Raw genomic sequence first — 20373 nt, forward strand, 5'->3', positions numbered from 1 at the left:
TCAATCGCGCCGGATTTCCATCCATTGCGGGCTCGGCCACGAAGACACTATGCACGGTAGGAGTGATCTGCCGATCGAGAGGCGACAGCGATGGCGAAATCGACCGCATCCACGGACCAGCCGAAGGGCAGGCGCTGGGTCTGGGGCCTCTGGAGCGCGCTCGCGGGCGTCGTCAGCGCGGCTGCCTTCCTCGCCGTCGCCGAGCTGATCGCACTGCTCGTCGCACGCGAGAGCAGCCCGATCCTCGCCGTCGGGGCCTTCGTCATCGACATCGTGCCGCAGCCGCTCAAGGAGTTCGCGATCGCGACCTTCGGCTCGGCCGACAAGATCGTCCTGCTCGGCAGCTTGGCGCTCGCCGTCGTGATCGCCGCTGCGATCGCCGGCATCCTGCAGTTCTTCGCTCGGCCGTTCGGGGTCATCGTCATCGCTCTCGCCGGGGTGATCTCGACCGCCGCCATCGTCACGCGCACCGGTGCCAGCCCACTCGCGTTCGTCCCTCCCGTGATCGGGACGCTGGTCGGGGTGATCGTGCTCGTGTTCCTCATCACTCGCCTCCGCCGATGGGCGGGCGCTGCGGATGCCGCGGATGCCGACACTCCCGCGGCCCCGGCCGCCGAGCAGCGCGGGCTCGGTCGTCGATCGTTCCTCGTCGCCACGGGAGGCGTGGGCCTCGCAGCTGTCATCGTCGGAGTCGGCGCACGCCTGCTCAACGCGACGTCCGCATCGGTCGACGCGCTCCGGCGTGAGCTGCGCATCCCCGAGCCCCGGACGACGGTCACGATCCCCGATGGCGCCGAGCTCGACGTCGAGGGCATCTCGCCGCTGATCACCCCGAACGCCGACTTCTATCGCGTCGACACGGCGCTCACGGTGCCGTCGGTCGACCCGACCACGTGGCGCCTCGTCATCGACGGCATGGTCGACCAGCGCGTCGAGCTGAGCTTCGACGACCTCGTCGGCATGGGCCTGGACGAGTACGCGGTCACGCTGACCTGCGTGTCGAACGAGGTCGGCGGAGGACTGGTGGGCAACGCCATCTGGCAGGGCGTTCCGATCCGCGACATCCTGCGCATGGCCGGCCCGCAGTCGGGCGCCGACATGGTGCTGTCGAAGAGCGTCGACGGGTACACGGCATCCACTCCGCTCGAAGCCCTGACCGACGACGCGCGGGATGCGATCTTAGCGGTCGCGATGAACGGTGAGCCGCTGCCTCTCGAGCACGGCTTCCCGGTGCGGATGGTCGTCCCCGGGCTGTACGGCTACGTCTCGGCGACGAAGTGGGTCACCGAGCTCAAGGTCACGACGTTCGAGGCCGACGAGGCGTACTGGACCCCGCGCGGATACGCGGCCGAAGCGCCGATCAAGTTCTCGTCGCGCATCGACACGCCCCGGACGGGCACGCCGGTCGCGGCCGGCACCGTCGCCATCGCCGGAATGGCATGGGCGCAGACGGTGGGAATCGACCGGGTCGAGGTGCGTATCGACGACGGCGACTGGCAGGCCGCGACGATCTCCACCCCGATCAATGCCGACACCTGGGTCCAGTGGATGCTCGAGTGGCAGGCCGAGGCCGGCACCCATTACGTCGAGGTGCGCGCCGTCAACAAGAACGGCGACACGCAGGTCGAGGAGCGCGCGCCCATCGCCCCCGACGGCTCGAGCGGCTGGCAGCGGGTGCTCGTCACCGTCAGCGCCTGACCCCCGCTGCCGCTGCGACACCCCCCGTCGACTCGCCACAAACTGCGGATCCTGGACCCGCCGCATCCGCAGTTCCTGGCGACTCGACAGGGGTGCCGCGGAGCGCGGGGTGCAGCGCAACGGCGAGAGACAGCGCGCTCGCGAGGGCGCAGACGGCGACCGCGGCCTGCAGCGAACCGGCCGTCGCCTGACCGCTGGCGGTCAGCAGGATGCCGGTCGTCAGCGCCACGAGGAACGTCGCCGCCAGCCGCTGCGTCAGCTGCAGGAAGGATGCCGCGACGCCGTGCAGTCGCGCCGACGCGAACGACAGCGTGAGCGCGCGGATCGGCGGCTCGACCAGACCGCCGGCGAACCCGAGGCCGACCTGGGCCGCAGCCGCGACGACCAGCAGCGCGCCGTCGTCGACGAGCGGCGCGGCCACCGCGATCAGCGCCAGCAACAGGAGCTGGATCGTCAGCCCGAGCGACACGGTCGCCATGCCGATCCTCGCGAACACCCGCTGGCTCAGCAGGGAGGCCACGAGCCTGGCCACCGCTCCCGGGGCGAAGAGCAGGGCGATCGCGAACGGCGTCAGCCCGGGACGCTGCAGGAAGTACAGGGTCACCGCCGAGGCGAAGGCCATGCCGCTGCCGAACCACAGCAGCGCCGAGACGTTGCCTGCGACGAAGCCGCGCGAGCGCACGAGAGCCGGCGCGAACAGCGACAGCCGTCCCCGCCGGCCGTAGTGACGCTCCCATGCGACGAGGGCCACGATCAGCACGCCGGCGGCGGCCGCCACGATGATCCCGGCGACTCCCGAGAGGCCGGGTTCGACGACCGGCAGGGTGGCCGCCACGACGATCGCGCAGAGCAGCACGATGCCGGGCAGGTCGAGGGCGACGCGGCGACCGTCCGACGGACCGAGACGGACGGGACCGGGCAGTCCGCGAGCCCCGAGCGCGAGCGCCGCGAGCACGAACGGCAGCGGCATCAGCAGCACGATGCGCCAGGCCCCGTCCGTCCACCCTCCGTCGGGCCAGGCTCCGTCTGCGCGTGCCGCGGTCGACACGAGGGCCGCCGCCACCGGCCCGAGCAGTCCCGCGAGGGCTCCCGTCGCCGTATAGGCGCCGAGCGCCCGCAAGCGGGCTGCCCCGGTGAAGAGGTCCTGGATCGTGCCGAGCACCTGCGCGCTGATGACACCCGCACCGAGGCCCTGGACGAAGCGCGCCGCCACCAGCAGCCCGATCGACGGAGCCGTCACCGCCGCGATCCCGCCGACGAGGAAGACCGCCAGGCCGAGCAGGAACAGCCGGCGCCGCCCGTAGACGTCGCCCAGTCGGCCTGAGGGGATCAGCCCCAGGCCGAACGTGAGCGAGAACGATGCGAGCAGCCACTGCACGCCGGCGGTCGACGCGTCGAGGGATGCGGCGACATCCGGCGCCGCGTACGTGATGACGGTCGCGTCGAACAGCGTCGCGAAGCCGGCCGCCAGGCATGCCCACAGCGCCGCCCCGCGAACTCACGCGGGCACGGGCACCTGGGCGGCGGCGGCCCGCGCCCGATCCGCGGCGGGGTCGAGCTCGGTCCACAGATCCGTCGGCAGCTCGCGCCGCAGCACCGGGGCGACCTCCGTGGCGAAGCGGTGCAGGATCTCCAGTTGGTGCGAGAACGGCACAGTCGTGGGAAGGCTGATCGACTGCAGGTCGTGCCCCAGCCGGCCGTGGAAGCGCGCGATCTTGTCGATCACCTGCTGCGGCGTGCCGACCAGTGCCGGCCCCTCGGCGACCGCGTGCTCGATGTCGCGGAACGGGGTGTTGTTGCCGGGCACGTTCGTCGCCGCGACGAGCGCGTTGTACACCGGGCCGTAGGCCGCGATGGCCTCCTGGGTCGTGTCCGCGATGAACAGCGCACCCGACCCCGCCCCGACGAACGCGCCGCGGGGATCGTGCCCGTGCCGGGCGAACTCGGCGCGGTAGTGGTCGACGAGCACACCGTAGTTCTCGAGCGGCTGGATGGCGTTGGCGCTGAAGAGCGGATCGCCGTACTGCGCGGCCAGCGCCGCCGAGAACAGGGTGGTGGCCGAGCCGTGCCAGACCCGGGGCGCACCGGCGAACGGGCGGGGGAGGGTCGTGACGCCCGTCAGCGGTCGCGTGTAGCGCGAGCCCGGCCACGACACGTCCTCATGGCGCCAGAGCGTGCGTAGCAGCGCGTACTTGTCGGCCAGCAGCTCCCACTGATCGTCGATGTCGAGGCCGAACAACGGGAACTGCGCGACCTCGTTGCCCTTCCCGATCGTGATGTCGAGGCGGCCGCGGGAGAGCTGGTCGATCGTCGCGTAGTCCTCGGCGACCCGCACGGGATCCAGGACCGACAGCACGGTGACACCCGAATTGAGTCGGATGCGGCTGGTGCGCGCCGCGATCGCCGCGAGCAGCACGGTCGGCGACGACGAGATGAAGTGGCCCGCGTGGCGTTCGCCTACGGCGACGGCATCCAGCCCCCACTCCTCGGCCCGGACCGCCTGCTCGACGGTCTCGGCGAACCGGTCGGCCGGTGACACCTGGCGGCCGGTGACGGGATCGGGGCGGTAGGGCACGATGTCGAGCAGCTGGAACCTCATCGTGACACCTCCGTGTCGGCGCTGACGCGGGCGAGCGGGGTCTTCTCGCCCGCCTCGATGCCGATAGGCAGCCGGTTCTCCGCCGGGGGCAGGGGACACGTCGCGTGGTCGGTGTAGGCGCACGGCAGGTTCACGGCGCGGTTGAAGTCGATGACCGTCCAGCCGTCGTCGTCGGGCGCCGCGACCGAGACCGACCGGTTCGCGGCGTACGTCGTGAGTCCGCTCGTCGCGTCGGTGAAGAGGACGAGCAGGCTTCCCGGCCCGGCGTGGCCCGGGAAAGCGGTCAGCGAGAACGTCTCACCGCGCCACGAGAACTCCAGCACTCCCGGAGCGTCGTAAACGTGCGTGAGGCCGTCGACGGCCGCGCCGACCTCGGTCGGACGGGGCTCGTCGAACGCCCGGAACCGCGCCGCGACCCGCCAGCGCGGATTGGGAACGTACGTGGGCGTGCCGGTGTACGACGCCAGGAAGGGATGATCGTCGCGCCGCGGACGCGCGATCGTGTGACCGCCTCGCTGCGCGAGCTCGATCACCCCGGTGACATCGCCGTCCGCGAAGCCGAGGTTCACACCGCCGCGCTCGGGGATCTCGCCGAAGGCGTGCTCGCCGCGCAGCGTCTCGCCGTCGAGGTCGAGCGTCTCGCCGTCGGCCAGGCTCACGACCGGCCCGTCGGGCCCGAGCGTCCACGTGCCGGGTGCGTCGGGCAGCGTGACGGCGGTATCGCCGAGCCAGTGCAGCCCCGTCACCGCGAGGAAACCGTGCGGGTCGGCCCGCCGCGCCTCGTGCTCGCGGTGCCACGTCTCCCAGTCGCGCCCGAAGGCCGCGCGGTCGATGGTGCCCCCGGGGATACTGTCGTCGATCGTCGTGCTCATGTGTTCTCCTGATCGTGGAAGGTGCGCACGACGTGGTCGAGCGCGTGGACGGTGAGGTCGAGCGAGGCCAGGTCGATGCGCTCGTTGTGGCCGTGGAACAGCCGGCGGAAGGTGCCGTAGTCCCAGCGTTCGCTGAGCACGCCGAACCCGTAGGCCGGGATGCCGCGCCGCCGGTAGAACCGGCCGTCGGTGCCGCCGATGCCGAGCATCGGAAGCAGCTCCGCGCCGGGGTAGGCCCGGCGCACGGCGCTTCCGAGCGCGGCGAACAGCGGCGTGTCCGTCGGCGAGATCGTCGACTCGCCGAACCAGTCGCCCTCGATCTCGACGTGCTCGAGCAGATCGCCGAGCGCCTCGCGCAGGTAGCCGTGGACGTCATCGCGCGTCACACCCGGCAAGATCCTGATGTCGAGCTGCACGGTCGCCTCGCCAGGGATGACGTTGGCCTTCTCGCCCGCGCGCACCACGTTGGGCGAGATGGTCGTGTGCGTCGATGCGTGCGCGAAGCCGTTGAGGTCTCCGAGCGCGTCGACGCCCTCGAAGAACCGCGCAGGATCGGTGACCGCCGCACTCACGTCGGGGTCGAGCTCGAGGGCCTCCGCGTAGGCGCGCCACTGCGGTGTGATGACCGTGGGGCCGCGGAATCGCGCGAGCCGCGTCACCGCCTCCGCTGCGATCACGCCGGCGTTACGGGTCCCCCACGGCGCGGAGCCGTGGCCCGGCACGCCCCGCACCCGCAGCAGGCGGCCGGCTCCGCCCTTCTCTCCCACCATGACTCCGAGCGACGGCGTGGAGCCGGCGTGCGCGCCACCCGACTCGGTCAGGACGTAGTCGGCGTCGATGAGGTCGAGTCGGTGCTCGGTGAGCCAACCGACACCGAACCTGCTGCCGCTCTCCTCGTCCGCGACGGCCGCGAACACGAGGTCGCCGCGCGGACGGAAGCCGCTCGTCGCGATCGCCCGGGTGACGACGGCGTAGGCCGCGGTGAGGTTGAGCATGTCGATCGCTCCGCGTCCCCACAGCACACCGTCGACGATCTCGGCGCCGAAGGGATCGCGCTCCCAGCCGGCCGGCTCGACGGGCACGACATCCGTGTGGCCGACGAGCGCGAGCGACGGAGCGCCGCGGTCGGTGCCCTCGATCCGGACGATCAGCGACTGACGTCCCGGATGCGGTTCCACGACGACGCCTTCGACGCCCGAGCCGGCGAAGAACTCCTGCAGCGTGTGCACCTGGCGCCACTCCTGCCCCGAGTCGGGGGTGCCGTCGTTGACCGCGGCGTTTCGGATCAGCTGCCGCAGCAGCTCGGTCGTCTGCTCGGCGAGCCCCGGAATGCCGCTCATGCGACGGCCTCTCGTGCGCGTCCGGGGATGGCGTTGATCAGGCGGCGCGTGTACTCCTCGCGCGGGTACGTCAGCACCGTGGCGGTCGCCCCCTGTTCGACGATGCGCCCCTTCTGCATCACCGCGACACGGTCCGAGATCTCGCGTACGACGGCGAGGTCGTGGCTGATGAAGAGGTACGACACCCCCAGCTGCTGCTGCAGCTCGACGAGCAGATCGAGGATCTGCGCCTGCACCGAGACGTCGAGGGCCGAGACCGCCTCGTCGAGGACGACGAGGTCGGGATCCGTCGCGAGAGCGCGGGCGATCGCGACGCGCTGGCGCTGCCCGCCCGACAGCTCGGCGGGTCGGCGCCGCGCGGTGTCGGCGGGCAGTGCGACCCGATCGAGCAGCTCCCGGACGCGGGCTGCGCGTCGTGTCCGGTCACCGATGCCGAACGCGCGCAGCGGCTCGTCGATGACGTCCGCGATCGTGAACCGCGGGTCGAGCGAGGCGTACGGGCTTTGGTACACGAGCTGGAACCGACGGCGGAGCGACCGCAGCTGCTCGCGGCCGGCGCTCACGAGATCGACCCCGTCGAAGCGGATGCCGCCGTCCGTGGGCTGCTCGAGCCGCAGCGCGAGCCGCGCCGTCGTGCTCTTGCCCGACCCCGACTCGCCCACGACCGCGAGGGTCTCGCCCCGTCCGACCGTGAACGTCACGTCGTCGACCGCGACGAGGCGGCGACGTCCGGGAAGCGCGAACTCCTTGCGCAGCCCGGAGACCTCGAGGAGAGGGGCGGGCTGCACATCCGCTTCAGGCTGCACATGCGCTGCAGGCTGCACATCCGCCGTTCGCAGACCGGTCGCCCGCAGCCCCGGCGCCGCCGCGATGAGCGCGCGCGTATAGGGATGCTGCGGGTCGCCGAGCACGGCGCTCGCCGGTCCCTGCTCGACGATGCGCCCGTGCTGCATCACGATGATGCGGTCGGCCCGGTCGGCGGCCACGCCGAGGTCGTGCGTGATGAGCAGTACGGCGGTGCCGAGGGTGTCGGCGAGCGTGTCGATGTGGTCGAGGATCTGCTTCTGCACCGTGACGTCGAGGGCGCTCGTCGGCTCGTCGGCGATCACGAGCTGCGGCTCGGCCGCGAGCGCCGCGGCGATGAGAGCGCGCTGCCGCATCCCGCCCGAGAACTGGTGCGGGAACTGCTGCGCCCGGGCCTCGGGCTCGGGGATGCCGGCGAGCCCGAGCAACTGCACCGCCTGCCGGTCGGCTGCGCGGCGCGAGGCGCGTCCGTGGATCACGAGCGGTTCGCCGACCTGGCGACCCACGCGCTTCACCGGGTTCAGGCTCGTTCCCGGGTCCTGCGGGATCAGACCGATCTTGCGACCGCGCACCTCGCGCCAGGCCCGGGACGACAGCCCGGTGAGGTCTTCGCCGTCGAACCGGATGGCACCGGCGTCGACGCGGGCATTGCGTGCGAGCAGATGGATGACGGCATGCGCGGTCGTGCTCTTTCCCGAACCCGACTCGCCGACGATGGCGACGACCTCTCCACGGTCGACCGAGAACGAGACATCCGTCACGGCCGTGCGTGTCTCGCCGTCGACCGTGTACGACACGGCCAGTCCGTCGACCTCGAGCAGGGGGGTGCGCGGGGCGGTCATCGGGTTCCTCCGTTGCGTTCGAGAGCGCGTGAGATGCGGTTGGCGGACAGTACGACGGCGACGATCACGAGTCCCGGAAGCGTCGTCAGCCACCAGGCGACCGCGAGGTAGTCACGGCCGCCCGACACGAGCGATCCCCACTCGGGTGTCGGCGGCGGTGCGCCGAACCCGAGGAACGACAGCGACGAGATCGCCAGCACCATGACGCCGAACTCGAGGGCGGCGAGGGCGACGACCGGTCCCGATGCGTTCGGCAGCACGTGGCGCGCCAGGATCGTGTACCACCGCACGCCCGACACCCGGGCGGCCTCGACGTAGACGGCCGTCGCGACCTGCAGCACCTCGGCGCGCATGACGCGCGAGAACGACGCGACGCTCGCGAGTCCGACCGCGATAGCGACGTTGATCGTCCCGAAGCCCAGCGCTGTGATGAGAGCGAGCGAGAGCAGCAGGCTCGGAATCGCCAGCAGCACGTCCATGAAGCGCATGATCGCGTCGTCGACGAATCCGCGCAGGAAGCCGGCGAGCAGCCCGAACACCGAGCCCACCGTGAGCCCCACGACGACGGCGACGCTCGTCGCGGCGAGCGAGGTGGCCGAGCCGTGCACGACCCGGGCGAACAGGTCGCGGCCGAGGTTGTCGGTGCCGAACAGGTGCTCGGCCGACGGCGGCTGCAGCCGGTCGCGGGCCACCCCCTCGATCGGGTCCCACGACGTGAACCAGGTCGGCACCAATGCCCACAGCACGACCAGGGCGAGCACCGCGACGGCGAGCACGAGCGTCGGCTGGCGCAGGAACGACCGGATGCCGCGCGCGGCGCGCGTCCGATCCGCTCCGGCACGGGGCGGTCGGCGGCTGCCGCTCGGCCCCGGGCCGGTGGGGTCGGCGGGGTCGGCGGGACGGGCGGGTGCGTCGAGGATGATGGCCATGGTTCCTCCGGCTCAGGCGGCGACGAACGCCGTGCGCGCGAGCGTGATGCGGCGGTCGACGAGCGGGTAGACGAGATCGACGAGCAGGTTGGCGATGACGAACACGAGGGCGGCGAACACCACGACGATCTGCACGACGGGCACGTCCCGGTTGTTGACGGCGGTCACCACCAGCCGACCGATGCCGAGGCGCGAGAAGACGGTCTCGGTCACGACGGCGCCCGAGAGCAGCCCGCCCACGAGAACGCCGCCCATCGTGAGGGTCGGGATGACGGCGTTGCGCAGCGCGTGGCCGAACTGCACGCGGGCCTCGCCGGCGCCCTTCGCGCGGACGACCTCGACGTAGGGCTGCGCGAGGGTGGAACGCAGGCTGCGCGAGAGCAGCTGGGCGATGAACGCCCCCGAGGGGATCGCGATCGTCACGGCGGGCAGCACGAGGCTCACGAAGCCGTCGTCGCCCATCGCCGGGAACAGTCGCAGCTGGAACGAGAACGCCTGCAGCAGCAGGAGACCGATCCAGAACACCGGGATGGAGACGCCGATCGGGGGGAGCGAGAACAGCAGGTTGCGCAGCCACGGGGTGCGCGTGAGCGAGGCCCCGAGGGCGAGGACCGCGCCGAGGACGATCGACAGGACGAAGGCGAAGCCGGTCAGGGCGAGCGTCGGAGGCAGCGCCTCACCGAGCAGGTCGGCGGCGGGACGACCGGTCTGCGTCGAGGTGCCGAAGTCGCCGACCAGGGCCCGGCCGAGCGCCGTGAGGTACTGCTCCCACAGGGGCCGGTCGAGCCCGAGCTCGGCGCGCAGCCGCGCCACGAGCTCGGGGTCGACCGCTTCCTGGTCGGCACCGCCGGCGAACAACGCCGCGGCGTCACCGGGCAGCAGATAGAGGACGAGGAACGAGATCGTGTACGCCGCCCAGAGCACGACCAGGCCCTGTCCGACGCGTCGCGCGATGTATGCCAGCCACATGATGATCCGTTCCCCGTCCGTTCGGCGCGCTTACTCGGTGATCCAGGCGTCGTAGAAGTCGAGACGGCTCGACGCCTCGAACGTGAGACCCCGCACCTTGGACGACGCGGTGATGGTGGTCGACAGTTCGTAGATCGGGATGGTGATGCCCTCGGTCACGAGCGCGCGTGCCGCGTCGTCGACGACGGTCTGACGCTGGGCGGCATCCGTGATCGCCGACTGCTCGTCGAGCAGGTCGTCGACGGCGGTGCGTGTGGTGCGCCGGGTGTTGCCGGTCGGGTTGTCGGCCGTGAAGACCGTACGCAGCACGTCGGGGTCGGACCGGGTCAGGTTGCCGTAGACGAAGTCGTAGGTGCCGTCGGCGGATGCCGCCTGCGAGTCGGCGATGCTGGCGAACTTCAGCTGCAGGTCGACGCCGATCTCGCGCAGCTGCTGCTGGACGAGCTCGAGCACCTCCTTGGGCGACTGCCAGTACGTGACGAGGAAGCTGAGCTTCTCGCCGTCCTTCTCACGGATGCCGTCGGCGCCGACCGTCCACCCGGCCTCGTCGAGCAGGTCGCCCGCGGCATCCGGATCGTACTCGAGCACGTCGCTCAGGTCGGTGAAGTACGGCGTGGAGGAGGCGAGCGGCGACACCGCCGGCTTGTCGTCGGGTCCGAGCAGGGTCGCGGTGATCTCCTCGCGATCGATGCCCTTCTGGATCGCCAGGCGCACGTCGGGGTCGGCGAGCTTCGGGGTCGACTGGTTCGCGTAGAGGTTGTAGACGACGCCGGGGTTGGCGCGGTTCTCGCTCCAGAAGCCGTCGCCCTCGAACAGCACGGCGTCGGTCGCGGAGATACCGGTGGTCGCGTCGATCTGCCCCGACTGCAGGCTGCCGGTGCGGTTGCCTGCTTCGGGAACGACGACGTACTCGATCGCGTCGAGGTAGGCCTCGCCGGTGTGATCGTTGGTCGAGGGGCCCCAGTCGTAGCCCTCGCGACGCACGAGGGTCGCGCCCTGGTTCGGCGTGTAGTTCTCGACCGAGAACGGGCCCGAGCCGACGTAGTCGCCGAGGCAGCGGTCGGCCTGGCTCACCGCGGCGGTCGCGGGCGAGAGCAGCCCGAGGCTGAACGTCGACGTCGCCTGCAGGAACTGCGCGCTCGGACGCGAGAACGCGATCGTCACGGTGCTGTCGTCGACGACGTCGATGCTCGCGAGATCGGCCAGGTACGACGACCCGAGCGGCGCCTTCGCGCCGAGCGCCTGGATCGCCTCGAAGTTCGTCTTCACCGAGGCGGCGTCGATCGGAGCGCCGTCGGCGTAGGTCGCGCCGTCGCGCAGCGTGAACGTGAAGCTCGTGGCGTCGGCGTTGACCTCGTAGTCCTCGGCGAGCCAGGGCAGGATCTCGCCCGTCTCGGCATCCTGCGTGGTCAGCGACGCGACGGTCTGCCGGGCGATCGCGATCGCGTCGTTGTTCCCGACCTGCTGCGGATCGATGCACTGGCTGTCGACGGAGATCGCGAAGGTCAGCGTGCCGCCCGAGACGGGTTCGCCCGACGGCGAGGGGCTCGCGCCGGCGGTCGTCGAGCTGCAGGCGGACAGGAGGAGGGCCCCGGCCGCCGCGCCGACGAGGAGCGCGGTCGGTGCGGTGACGCGGAGCGCACGAGAACGAGTGCGGGCGCGGGAACGGGCGTGGAGGAGAGGCATGCGTCCCAGGCTCGCGACCGTCGACGCGGCCCGCGCGCGCCCCCGTCACACAGCGGAAGACCCCGACACCCAGCTTCACACCCCGTCACGCAGCGTCATCCAGCGCAGGGTTATCCCCTCCCGCCTTGCGTCGAGTCGCCAGAGAATGCGGATGCTGACGCCCCCTCATCCGCAATACGTGGCGAGTCGACCTCCGGGGGGGGGGGGGGAGGGGGAGGCGCACCTCAGGCGCGGTGGTGGCGGCCGAGGGGCGAGACGAGCGGCGCCCCGGAAGCGGGGTCGGGGATGACGATCGCGTCGATGCCGAACACCTCGCGCACGAGGTCGGCTGTGACGACATCGGCTGGAGCGCCCTCCGCGACGATGCGCCCGCCCGACATGGCAACGAGATGGTCGGCGTAACGGCACGCGAGCGACAGCTCGTGCAGCACCATCACGATCGTGGTGCCGCGCTGGTGGTTGAGGTCGACGAGCAGGTCCAGCACGTCGATCTGGTGGCTGATGTCGAGGTAGGTCGTCGGTTCGTCGAGCAGCATGACATCGGTCTGCTGCGCGAGGGCCATCGCGATCCAGACGCGCTGGCGCTGACCGCCCGAGAGGGTATCGACGGAGCGGTCGGCGAGCTCGGCGACCCCTGCCGTGCGCATCGCAGCGTCGACGATCGCGTCGTCTTCGGATGCGCGTCGCCGCAGCCAGCTCTGATGCGGATACCGTCCGCGGGCGATGAGGTCGGCCACCAGGATCGACTCCGGAGCGACCGGCGATTGCGGCAGCAGCCCCAGCACACGCGCGACCTCCGCGGTCGGCCGCGAACGGATGTCGGCGCCGTCGAGCAGCACCGCGCCCGCGGTGGGCGTGAGCAGCCGGGCGAGAGCCCGCAGCAGCGTCGACTTCCCGCACGCGTTCGCTCCGACGATCACGGTGATCCGCCCGGGTGGCACGGCGAGCGACAGGCCGTCGACGATCGTGACTCCGTCGTAGCCGAGCGTGATCGCCTCGGCGCTGAGTCGGTGGTCGGCGGTGGTCATCGGGTGCCTCCCGGTCGGGTGGGGTCGGAACGTGTCAGCAGCCAGGCGAGGTAGGGCGCGCCGATCGCTCCCGTCACGACCCCGACGGGAAAGGGGATGCCGGGTACCGCGTACTGCGCGATGAGATCCGCCGCGCTGACGAGGGCGGCGCCGACGGCGGCCGAGGCCACGAGCGAGATCGACCCCGGACCCACGAGGCGTCGCGCGATCTGCGGCGCCATCAGGGCGACGAAGCCGATCGGTCCGCTCGCTCCGACGGCGATCGCGGCGAGGACGACGGCGGTGAGCAGCACACCGATCCGGACCCGCTGCACGCGCACGCCCAGGGCCGCGGCGGTCGCGTCGTCGAGCTCGAGCCCACGCAGACCCCGCACCTGCAGGACCAGCAGGGCGAACACGATGACCGCGACGACCCCGCTCGTCCCGACGACGGCCCACGACGAGCCACTCAGGCTGCCGACGAGCCACGTGTACGCGACGCTGACATCGCGGATCTCCGCACGGGTCAGCACGGTTCCGGTGAGCGCCGTCGCGAAGGCGGAGAACCCGACGCCGACGAGGATGAGCCTCATGCCGTGCAGCCCGCGGTTCCAGGCCAGGACGCCGATGAGCGCCGCGGCGACGACCGACCCGCCGGCGACGAGACCGGTCAGTGCGATGCCGCTGACACCGAGACCGAGCACGGCGGCCACACCGACCGTCCCGGCGGACGCCGTGACCCCCAGCACGTCGGGGCTCGCGAGCGGGTTGCGCAGCACCGACTGGAAGACGGCCCCCGCGGCGCCGAGGCAGGCGCCGACGACGACGGCAGCGAGGGCGCGCGGCATCCGGAGCTCCCAGACGACGAGTGACACGACCGGCTGGGCGCGGCCCGTGATCGCCTCGATGACCTCAGCCGGCGAGAGCGCCGCCGGTCCCAGCAGCAGCGCCACGGCGAACAGGACGGCGACCGCGACGGCGGCGCTCGCCGAGACGATCACGACCCGGCGGGCAGCTGCTCGGCGGAGCGGCTGAGCGAGAGCTGCGGGAACCGCGCCCGTCACAGCCCCGCCATCCGACCCCGCCGCACGAGCGCGATGAAGAACGGCGCGCCGACCGCCGCGACCACGATGCCGACCTGCAGCTCGCCCGGTCGCGCGACGATCCGGGCGACGACGTCCGCCGCGACGAGGAGGACGGCGGCGGTCGGCGCCGCGAAGAGCAGGATCCACCGATAATCCGGGCCCGCGATGCTGCGCACGGCGTGCGGCACGATCAGACCGACGAAGGCGATGGGACCCGCGACCGCCGTCGCGCCGGCAGCGAGAACGACCAGCGCGATCGCCAGAAGCAGGCGCGCGCGGTTCACCCGCAGGCCGAGGGCCGCGGCGGTCTCATCCCCGAGGGCGAAGAGGTTCAGCGTCCGACCCGACGCCAGCGCGACGGCGGCCGCGACGATCAGCACCGGCAGCACCGGAACGAGGACGTCGAGACCACGTCCCGCCAGGGCGCCGACCTGCCAGAAGCGCATGGCGTCGAGCGCCTCGCGGCTGACGATGAGCACCGCCGAGACGAGCGAGAACAGCGCGGCGGACACGGCCGCTCCCGCGAGGGCCAGCTTGCCCGGGGTGGCCCCGTCGCGACCTCGCGACGACAGCACCCAGACGATGGCGGCGGCGATCGCCGCGCCGACGATCGCGAACCAGAGATACGAGCTCGGCCCGGTCGCACCGAAGACCGTGATGGCTGCGACCACAGCGAGGGCGGCTCCCTGATTGACGCCGAGGATGCCGGGGTCGGCGAGCGGGTTCCGGGTCACCCCCTGGGCGAGGGTGCCCGACAGTCCGAGCGCGGCGCCGACGATGATGCCGACGACCGTGCGCGGCAGACGTTTCTCGACGATCGCGATGTGCTCCGGATCGGCGGGGTCGTAGGCCGTCAGCGCATGCCAGACGGTGCCGAGAGGAATCTCGGACGTCCCGACCGCGAGGCTCGCGACGACGACGCCCCCGAGCGCGAGCGCGACCGCCGCCCCCGCCCAGACGCGCCGACGGGGCAGCGACCGCGGCGAGCGGCCCCTGCCCCGGGGAAGCGCGAGGGTGTCAGCCGACACGCTCGGCGACGGCGGCGAGCTGCGGAACGTACTGGTCGAGCATCCACGGGATCGACAGCACCGTGGGCGCGCTCGAGGCCATGACGAACGACTCGCCGACGATCGGGGCGAAGCGGTCCTCCTTCACCTGCGGCATGGCGGCGACGAGCGGGTCGGCGACGAACGCGTCCACGTCTGCCTGTGTGCCGAAGTAGGCCACGAGCACGTCGGACTCGAGGGCGTTCAGGTTCTCGAAGCCGAGCTGGTAGAAGTAGCTGTCGTCGTCGGGGGCGAGCGTCTCGACCGAGGGGGCGACCGTCATGCCCAGCTGGGTGAGCAGCTGTACGCGCGGGTCGTCATCGCGGAAGACGTTGAAGATCTCGGGCTGGTTGTTCGCTCCGTAGGCGAAGGACGTGCCTGCGAGCGCCGGATACTCGGCGGCGAGGTCGGCGATGTCGGCGTCGACCTGAGCGACGAGGTCGGCGGCCGCATCCGTCAGGCCCAGCGCCTGGCCGACGATGGCGGTCTGGTCCTCCCACGAGGTCGCCCAGCGCTGGTCGGGGTACGCGACGACGGGCGCCACCTTGCTGAGGGCGTCGTACTGCTCCTGTGTCAGCCCCGAGTAGGGCGCGAGGATGACGTCGGGGCGGGCTTCGACGAACTCTTCGATGTTCGGCTCGCCCGTGTCGCCGCCCGTCAGGAGCGTGGGGGTCTCGCCGCCGAGGTCCTCGATCGCGTCGGCATCCCAGGGGAGCACGCCGTCGACGCCGCCGTAGGCGAACGCGGGCATGGCGACCGGGACGACGCCGAGCGCGAGCACCGCGTCCTGCGTCGACCAGCCCCATGTCGCGATGCGCTCGGGCTTCTCGGGGATCACCGCGTCGCCCAGGGCGGACGTGACGGTGACGGGGAAGCCGGCAGCGTCGGAGCCGTCCGCGGCGGGTGCCGTGCTCGCGTTCTGGTCCGTGGGGGCGGAGCAGGCGACGAGGCCGGCTCCGGTGATGATGAGGGCGGCGACGGCCGCGGCGGCGCGGCCCGCCGGACGTGAGAGAGCGGTGTGCATGAGGATCCTGGCTGGAGAGGGTTGTGCGACCGGTGATCCGGTCGCACGTTAGGTTACCCTAACCAGCGGCACGGCTGCGTCGAGAACGGTGGCGACGATGGCGCCGGCGGTGCGATCCGTCTGGCGGATCGAGAGCGCGTTCGACCCCGGGCGGGTGAAGGCGCCGCTCTCGGGCAGCGACGTGAACGGTCCGAGCGCGAAGACGGATGGCGCCGGCACGCCGCCCGCCGTCAGCACGCGGCCGTCGGCGTCGGTCAGCACCCGCGCCTCCGAGCCCTGCTGCCGGGCGAGCGCGCGCAGCACGGGGTTCTCGCTGAGGGCGGCGCCGGGTCCGGGGAGCCACGCGTCGACGAGGCTGCGGGCGACCGTCTCGCCCGGGACCCGGGTGCTCGAGGCGACGAAGCCGCGCTGCGGATCGATGCGGACATCGATCTCGGGTCCGAGGAAGCGGACGACCCCGGCATCCGCGAGGGCGAGGAGCTCCTCGAGGCGATGTGCCGGCGGGCCGCTCGCGACATAGCTGAAGAAGGTGTGCCACCGCCCCGGCAGCGACTGCGTGCGCGAGCGCTCGTTCCACCGCGCCGCAGGGATCTCGGCAAGCGCGAGGAACGACAACAAGGCGGCCAGGAAGACGCCCTGCGCGGCACTGCGCTTCGGTGACGTGCGCAGATGCAGGTCGGTGACGATGTGGGCGCGCACGCGGTCGTGCGCGTCGTCGCGATCGGTGAAGGTCGTCGCGGCCAGGGGACGGTCGAGCGACGCGACGTCGAACCGGTCGAGCGGGTCGGGCACCGTCGCCGCGATCGCCTCCAGAAGCGCCGGGTCGTCCCACGCGTGCGACTGCAGCACCGCACGGAAGGTCGACCAGTCGCCCACGACACGGTCGGGGTGGCCCGTGAACAGCTCGCGGTAGTGGCCGTGCAGCAGCTCGCCCGCGATGAGCGGCCAGACATCGGCCTCGAAGTCGATGAGACCGGGGCGGGCCACCAGCTCGGCGATCGCCGTGGGCGTCAGCACCTCGCGCTGCGGCGCGTCGCCCTGTATCGCCGACGACACCTTGGAACGGTAGGGCACACCCCGGCGCGACCCGAGATGCAGGCGGGGCTCGCGGCCCGAGGCGACGTACCGCAGGGTGCCGTCGTCGTCGACGAAGCGTCCACCACGCCCCTGCGTGAGCAGCACGACGAGATCGACTGCGGCCAGCCCCATACCGCGCACGATGACGTCGTCGCCGGCCCCGAGATGGGAGAGGTCGGCATCGGCGGTGAAAGCCGGCGGCACGTACTGCAGCCGTCCGCGGTGGGCTCCCGCGATGAGGTCGGCGGTGGCGGCATCCGGTTCGCGACCGGTGTGACCCAGCGCGAACACGACGCCGTCGGCCTCGAGCTCGAGGCCGCTCGATAGGGTCACGCGATTCTCCGGGCCCACGCTCGCGACGGTGTCGGGCCGCCAGCGCACCGTGACGCCGGTCGGCGCCTCGGCGACCGTGCGACGGTAGAACCACTCCAGGTAGTAGCTGTGCAGCCGCCGCGTGGGAAAGCTGTCGCCGCGCAGCCCACGTGCCTCGGCCGCGGCAACCTCGTCGTCGATCTCGATGCCCCGGCCGGTCGCGGTCAGCTCGCCGCTGCGCCAGAGCTCAGCCCACTCGATCAGCGAGGGCCCCGGCCGGATCGGACCGTCGATCGTGCAGCTGTCGTCGGTGAAGACCGTCACGTCGCGCGCCATCGAATTGAGCTTCAGCAGCGGCGACTGCGCTCGCCGCCAGATGCGGCCGGCACCGGGGGGATGCGGGTCGATCAGCTCGACGTGCAGCCGCGGTGCACCCACGGTACGAGCGTCCGCCGTGCCCGCCGCGGCGCCGAACCGCGCGACGATCCGCTCGAGGAGCATGATCGCGCGCGGGCCGGCGCCCACGAAGACGAGCCGGTGGACGCTCACGCCGGTACGGATGCGGGGGCCGGAACCGCGGCTGGCAGCCCGAGCAGGTCGCGCAGCGTCGCACCCTTGTCGTACGTGTCGCGGTACGACCCGCGCTCCTGCAGGAGGGGGACGATGCGGGTGGCGAACTCGTCGAGCCCGTTCGGCGTCAGATGGCCGACGACGGTGAAGCCGTCGGTCGCCCGCTCCTGCACGTAGCGGTCGATCTCGCCCGCGATGTGCTCGGGCGTGCCGACGAACGTGTGCTTCGCCGTCAGCCGGATGACGAGCTCGCGCACGCTCAGACCCTCCGCCGCGGACAGGTCGCGCAACGAGGCGATGCGGGCTTGCACGGCCTTGTGGCGGTTGGCCCAGCCGCGTGCCGTCTCCGACCCGGTGTCGGGTTCGACGTCGGGCAGCGGACCGTCGGGGTCGTAGCCGCTGAGGTCGCGACCCCAGACCTGCTCGAGGTAGGTCAGCGCCTGCTCGGGCCGCACCTGCTGAAGCGCGATCTCGCGCGACCGCTCGCGCGCCTCGGCATCCGTGTCGCCGATGACGAACGTCGCGGCGGGCAGGATCTTCAGCGAGTCCTCGTCACGACCCCACGCGGCCAGGCGGCCCTTGACGTCGTCGTAGAACACGCGGGCCGCGTCGAAGTCCTGGTGCAGCGAGAAGATGACCTCGGCGTGCTCGGCTCCGAAGTCGCGCCCGTCGGCGGAGTCGCCGGCCTGCACGATCACCGGGCGCCCCTGCGGCGAGCGCGGGACATCGAAAAGGGCGTCGACGTCGAACTGCGGACCCGCGTGGCGGATGCGGCGGGGCAGCGCCTCGTCCTCGTCCCACGAATCCCAGAGCTTCTTCGACAGGGCGGCGAACTCCTTCGCGCGCTCATAGCGGTCGGCGTGGTCGAGGAACCCGCCGCGGCGGAAGTTCGCGCCGTGGAAGGCGTCGGAGCTCGTCACGGCGTTCCACCCGGCGCGGCCGCCGGACAGGTGGTCGAGCGAGGCGAGCTGACGGGCGAGCTCGTACGGCTCGTTGAACGTCGTGCTCAGGGTGCCGACGAGACCCACGTGGTCGGTGACCGCCGTGAGCGCCGCGAGGATCGCGAGGGTGTTGGGGCGGCCGAGCACGTCGAGCTCGTGCACGCGGCCCTTGTGCTCCCGAAGCCGCAGGCCCTCGGCGAGGAACACGTAGTCGAAGAAGCCGCGCTCGGCGGTGCGGGCGAAGTACTCGAAGGCCGCGAAGTCGATCTGGCTGCCCGACGTGGGATCGGTCCAGACGGTCGTGCTGTTCACGCCGGGGAAGTGTGCGGCCAGGTGGATCTGGCGGGGTGAACGGCTCACAGGGCGACCTTCTCTCGTGCCGGGGCGGAGTCTTGCGTGGGGGCGGCGTACCTGCTCGCGGGACGCGGCAGGCCGAGGCGGCCGCGCAGGGTGGCGGCGTCGTCGTCTCGCAGCACGCGGGTCGCGCGCAGCAGCGGGGTGAGCCGCTCGGCGATCGCGACGACGTCGTCGGGCTGGCGCGCGGGCCGCAGCCGCACGCCGTCGATTCCGGTCTCGGCGAGGGCGCGGATGTGCTCCGCGACCTCCGTGGCCGTGCCTGCGACGACCCGCGCGTCGGAGCGGAACTCGGCTCCCGCGAGGTCGTCGAGCCGCGCGAGCGCGTCGCGCGCGCCGGCCGAGGTCTCCTCGATCAGCACGATCACGTCGGCGAAGACGCGCAGCCGGTCGGGAGAGCGGCGCAGCTCGGTGGCGGCCCCGTCGAGCTCGGCTAGGATCCCGGTGGCCGCGGACGCATCGTGCGGCGTGACGAACACGACGTCGGCGTGCTCGGCTGCGAGTCGGAACGGCACCGTCTGGTGCGCGAGCACCGAGATGATCGGGCGGCCCTGGGGCGACCGCGGCACGATCGAGGCGCCGGTGATCGAGAAGAACTCGCCCGTGAACTCGATGTTGTGGATGCGGTCGGCGTCGACGAATCGGCCGCTCGCGGCATCCCGGATGATCGCGTCGTCCTGCCACGAGTCCCACAGCCGTCCGAGCGCGTCGGCGACCTCGCCCGCCTCGCGGAACCCGGTCTCGAGGTCGAGCTCGTCGCGGCGCCCGAAGTTCGCCCGCTCGGCGGCCGAGCCGCCGACGACGAGGCGCACGCCCGCGCGGCCGCGGCTGGCGAAGTCGAGCGTCTGGATGCCGGTGGCCACATGGAACGGCTCGGTGTGCGTCGTCGTGACCGTCGGGATCAGGCCGATCCGGTGGGTGAGAGGCGCGAGCGCAGCGGCCAGCAGCACCGCATCGACGCGGCCGTGCAGGCGCTGCGGGTCGGGGGCGTCGGCGTTCTCGGAGCGATCGGTCAGGGTGAGCGCGTCTTCGATGGTCGCGAAGGTGACGCCCGCCCGGTCGAGGACGCGCACCTGGTCGGCCCAGTGACGCGGAGTGGTGAGCGCGCGTGGCGAGAGGCCCGCGGCGCGCCACGCGGCGGGGTGCCAGCCGGCCCGCTCGAGAGCGACGGCGAGATGGATGCGGTGAGACATGAGCCCACTGTCGACCTCACCCTCG

The 20373-nt window shown here is 72.1% G+C and carries 16 protein-coding genes; 1 reads left to right on the forward strand and 15 read right to left on the reverse strand.

Annotation, left to right across the window (positions count from 1 at the left end):
• Window positions 1-90: 90 nt before the first annotated feature.
• Entirely contained in the window at window positions 91-1698 is a 1608-nt protein-coding gene (locus AA0Y20_RS03290) for a molybdopterin-dependent oxidoreductase (RefSeq protein ID WP_412937426.1), read from the forward strand.
• On the opposite strand, the gene AA0Y20_RS03295 is transcribed toward AA0Y20_RS03290, so the two are convergent.
• From AA0Y20_RS03295 to AA0Y20_RS03365, 15 genes are all read right to left on the reverse strand, one after another.
• Complete coding sequence (locus AA0Y20_RS03295) at window positions 1688-3181, reverse strand: MFS transporter (protein ID WP_412939695.1); 1494 nt, start codon at window positions 3179-3181, stop codon at window positions 1688-1690. The genes AA0Y20_RS03290 and AA0Y20_RS03295 overlap by 11 nt on opposite strands.
• A gap of 15 nt (window positions 3182-3196) precedes the next feature.
• On the reverse strand, window positions 3197-4297 hold the full coding sequence (locus tag AA0Y20_RS03300) for an LLM class flavin-dependent oxidoreductase (RefSeq protein WP_412937428.1): 1101 nt from the start codon (window positions 4295-4297) through the stop codon (window positions 3197-3199).
• Complete coding sequence (locus AA0Y20_RS03305; RefSeq protein ID WP_412937430.1) at window positions 4294-5169, reverse strand: DUF1684 domain-containing protein; 876 nt, start codon at window positions 5167-5169, stop codon at window positions 4294-4296. Before AA0Y20_RS03305 ends, AA0Y20_RS03300 begins: the two co-directional genes overlap by 4 nt.
• Window positions 5166-6509 (reverse strand): M20/M25/M40 family metallo-hydrolase, encoded by a 1344-nt coding sequence (locus tag AA0Y20_RS03310; protein WP_412937432.1) that lies wholly within the window; start codon window positions 6507-6509, stop codon window positions 5166-5168. Before AA0Y20_RS03310 ends, AA0Y20_RS03305 begins: the two co-directional genes overlap by 4 nt.
• On the reverse strand, window positions 6506-8155 hold the full coding sequence (locus AA0Y20_RS03315) for a dipeptide ABC transporter ATP-binding protein (RefSeq protein ID WP_412937434.1): 1650 nt from the start codon (window positions 8153-8155) through the stop codon (window positions 6506-6508). The genes AA0Y20_RS03310 and AA0Y20_RS03315 overlap by 4 nt, the downstream gene beginning before the upstream one ends.
• Complete coding sequence (locus AA0Y20_RS03320; RefSeq protein ID WP_412937436.1) at window positions 8152-9084, reverse strand: ABC transporter permease; 933 nt, start codon at window positions 9082-9084, stop codon at window positions 8152-8154. Before AA0Y20_RS03320 ends, AA0Y20_RS03315 begins: the two co-directional genes overlap by 4 nt.
• Before the next feature lie 12 nt (window positions 9085-9096).
• Window positions 9097-10053: an ABC transporter permease gene (locus tag AA0Y20_RS03325; RefSeq protein ID WP_412937439.1), complete on the reverse strand. Its 957-nt coding sequence runs from the start codon at window positions 10051-10053 to the stop codon at window positions 9097-9099.
• Between the two features lie 30 nt (window positions 10054-10083).
• Window positions 10084-11739 carry an ABC transporter substrate-binding protein gene (locus tag AA0Y20_RS03330; protein WP_412937441.1) on the reverse strand — a complete coding sequence of 552 codons (1656 nt, stop codon included), beginning with the start codon at window positions 11737-11739 and terminating at the stop codon, window positions 10084-10086.
• Between the two features lie 224 nt (window positions 11740-11963).
• Complete coding sequence (locus AA0Y20_RS03335; protein ID WP_412937443.1) at window positions 11964-12767, reverse strand: ABC transporter ATP-binding protein; 804 nt, start codon at window positions 12765-12767, stop codon at window positions 11964-11966.
• Complete coding sequence (locus tag AA0Y20_RS03340; RefSeq protein WP_412937444.1) at window positions 12764-13810, reverse strand: FecCD family ABC transporter permease; 1047 nt, start codon at window positions 13808-13810, stop codon at window positions 12764-12766. The genes AA0Y20_RS03335 and AA0Y20_RS03340 overlap by 4 nt, the downstream gene beginning before the upstream one ends.
• Window positions 13807-14859, reverse strand: a complete 1053-nt coding sequence (locus AA0Y20_RS03345) for a FecCD family ABC transporter permease (protein WP_412937446.1) — start codon at window positions 14857-14859, stop codon at window positions 13807-13809. The genes AA0Y20_RS03340 and AA0Y20_RS03345 overlap by 4 nt, the downstream gene beginning before the upstream one ends.
• The gene (locus tag AA0Y20_RS03350; RefSeq protein ID WP_412937448.1) at window positions 14849-15901 is read right to left on the reverse strand and encodes an iron-siderophore ABC transporter substrate-binding protein; all 1053 of its coding nucleotides are present in this window, start codon (window positions 15899-15901) and stop codon (window positions 14849-14851) included. The genes AA0Y20_RS03345 and AA0Y20_RS03350 overlap by 11 nt, the downstream gene beginning before the upstream one ends.
• 48 nt (window positions 15902-15949) lie before the next feature.
• Window positions 15950-17839, reverse strand: coding sequence for an FAD/NAD(P)-binding protein (locus AA0Y20_RS03355; RefSeq protein WP_412937449.1), 1890 nt, complete (start codon window positions 17837-17839; stop codon window positions 15950-15952).
• On the reverse strand, window positions 17836-19161 hold the full coding sequence (locus tag AA0Y20_RS03360; RefSeq protein ID WP_412937451.1) for an NtaA/DmoA family FMN-dependent monooxygenase: 1326 nt from the start codon (window positions 19159-19161) through the stop codon (window positions 17836-17838). Before AA0Y20_RS03360 ends, AA0Y20_RS03355 begins: the two co-directional genes overlap by 4 nt.
• Entirely contained in the window at window positions 19158-20348 is a 1191-nt protein-coding gene (locus AA0Y20_RS03365; protein WP_412937452.1) for an LLM class flavin-dependent oxidoreductase, read from the reverse strand. The genes AA0Y20_RS03360 and AA0Y20_RS03365 overlap by 4 nt, the downstream gene beginning before the upstream one ends.
• Between the last annotated feature and the right edge of the window lie 25 nt (window positions 20349-20373).

Origin of the sequence: Microbacterium pratiae (assembly GCF_047302165.1) — a bacterium.
Lineage (GTDB): Bacteria > Actinomycetota > Actinomycetes > Actinomycetales > Microbacteriaceae > Microbacterium.

Excerpts from the sequence above, each read along its gene's own strand:
- AA0Y20_RS03290 (WP_412937426.1), top strand. The coding sequence starts at position 91 with ATGGCGAAATCGACCGCATCCACGGACCAGCCGAAGGGCAGGCGCTGG.
- AA0Y20_RS03300 (WP_412937428.1), bottom strand. The coding sequence starts at position 4,297 with ATGAGGTTCCAGCTGCTCGACATCGTGCCCTACCGCCCCGATCCCGTC.
- AA0Y20_RS03305 (WP_412937430.1), bottom strand. The coding sequence starts at position 5,169 with ATGAGCACGACGATCGACGACAGTATCCCCGGGGGCACCATCGACCGC.
- AA0Y20_RS03310 (WP_412937432.1), bottom strand. The coding sequence starts at position 6,509 with ATGAGCGGCATTCCGGGGCTCGCCGAGCAGACGACCGAGCTGCTGCGG.
- AA0Y20_RS03315 (WP_412937434.1), bottom strand. The coding sequence starts at position 8,155 with ATGACCGCCCCGCGCACCCCCCTGCTCGAGGTCGACGGACTGGCCGTG.
- AA0Y20_RS03320 (WP_412937436.1), bottom strand. The coding sequence starts at position 9,084 with ATGGCCATCATCCTCGACGCACCCGCCCGTCCCGCCGACCCCGCCGAC.
- AA0Y20_RS03325 (WP_412937439.1), bottom strand. The coding sequence starts at position 10,053 with ATGTGGCTGGCATACATCGCGCGACGCGTCGGACAGGGCCTGGTCGTG.
- AA0Y20_RS03330 (WP_412937441.1), bottom strand. The coding sequence starts at position 11,739 with ATGCCTCTCCTCCACGCCCGTTCCCGCGCCCGCACTCGTTCTCGTGCG.
- AA0Y20_RS03335 (WP_412937443.1), bottom strand. The coding sequence starts at position 12,767 with ATGACCACCGCCGACCACCGACTCAGCGCCGAGGCGATCACGCTCGGC.
- AA0Y20_RS03350 (WP_412937448.1), bottom strand. The coding sequence starts at position 15,901 with ATGCACACCGCTCTCTCACGTCCGGCGGGCCGCGCCGCCGCGGCCGTC.
- AA0Y20_RS03365 (WP_412937452.1), bottom strand. The coding sequence starts at position 20,348 with ATGTCTCACCGCATCCATCTCGCCGTCGCTCTCGAGCGGGCCGGCTGG.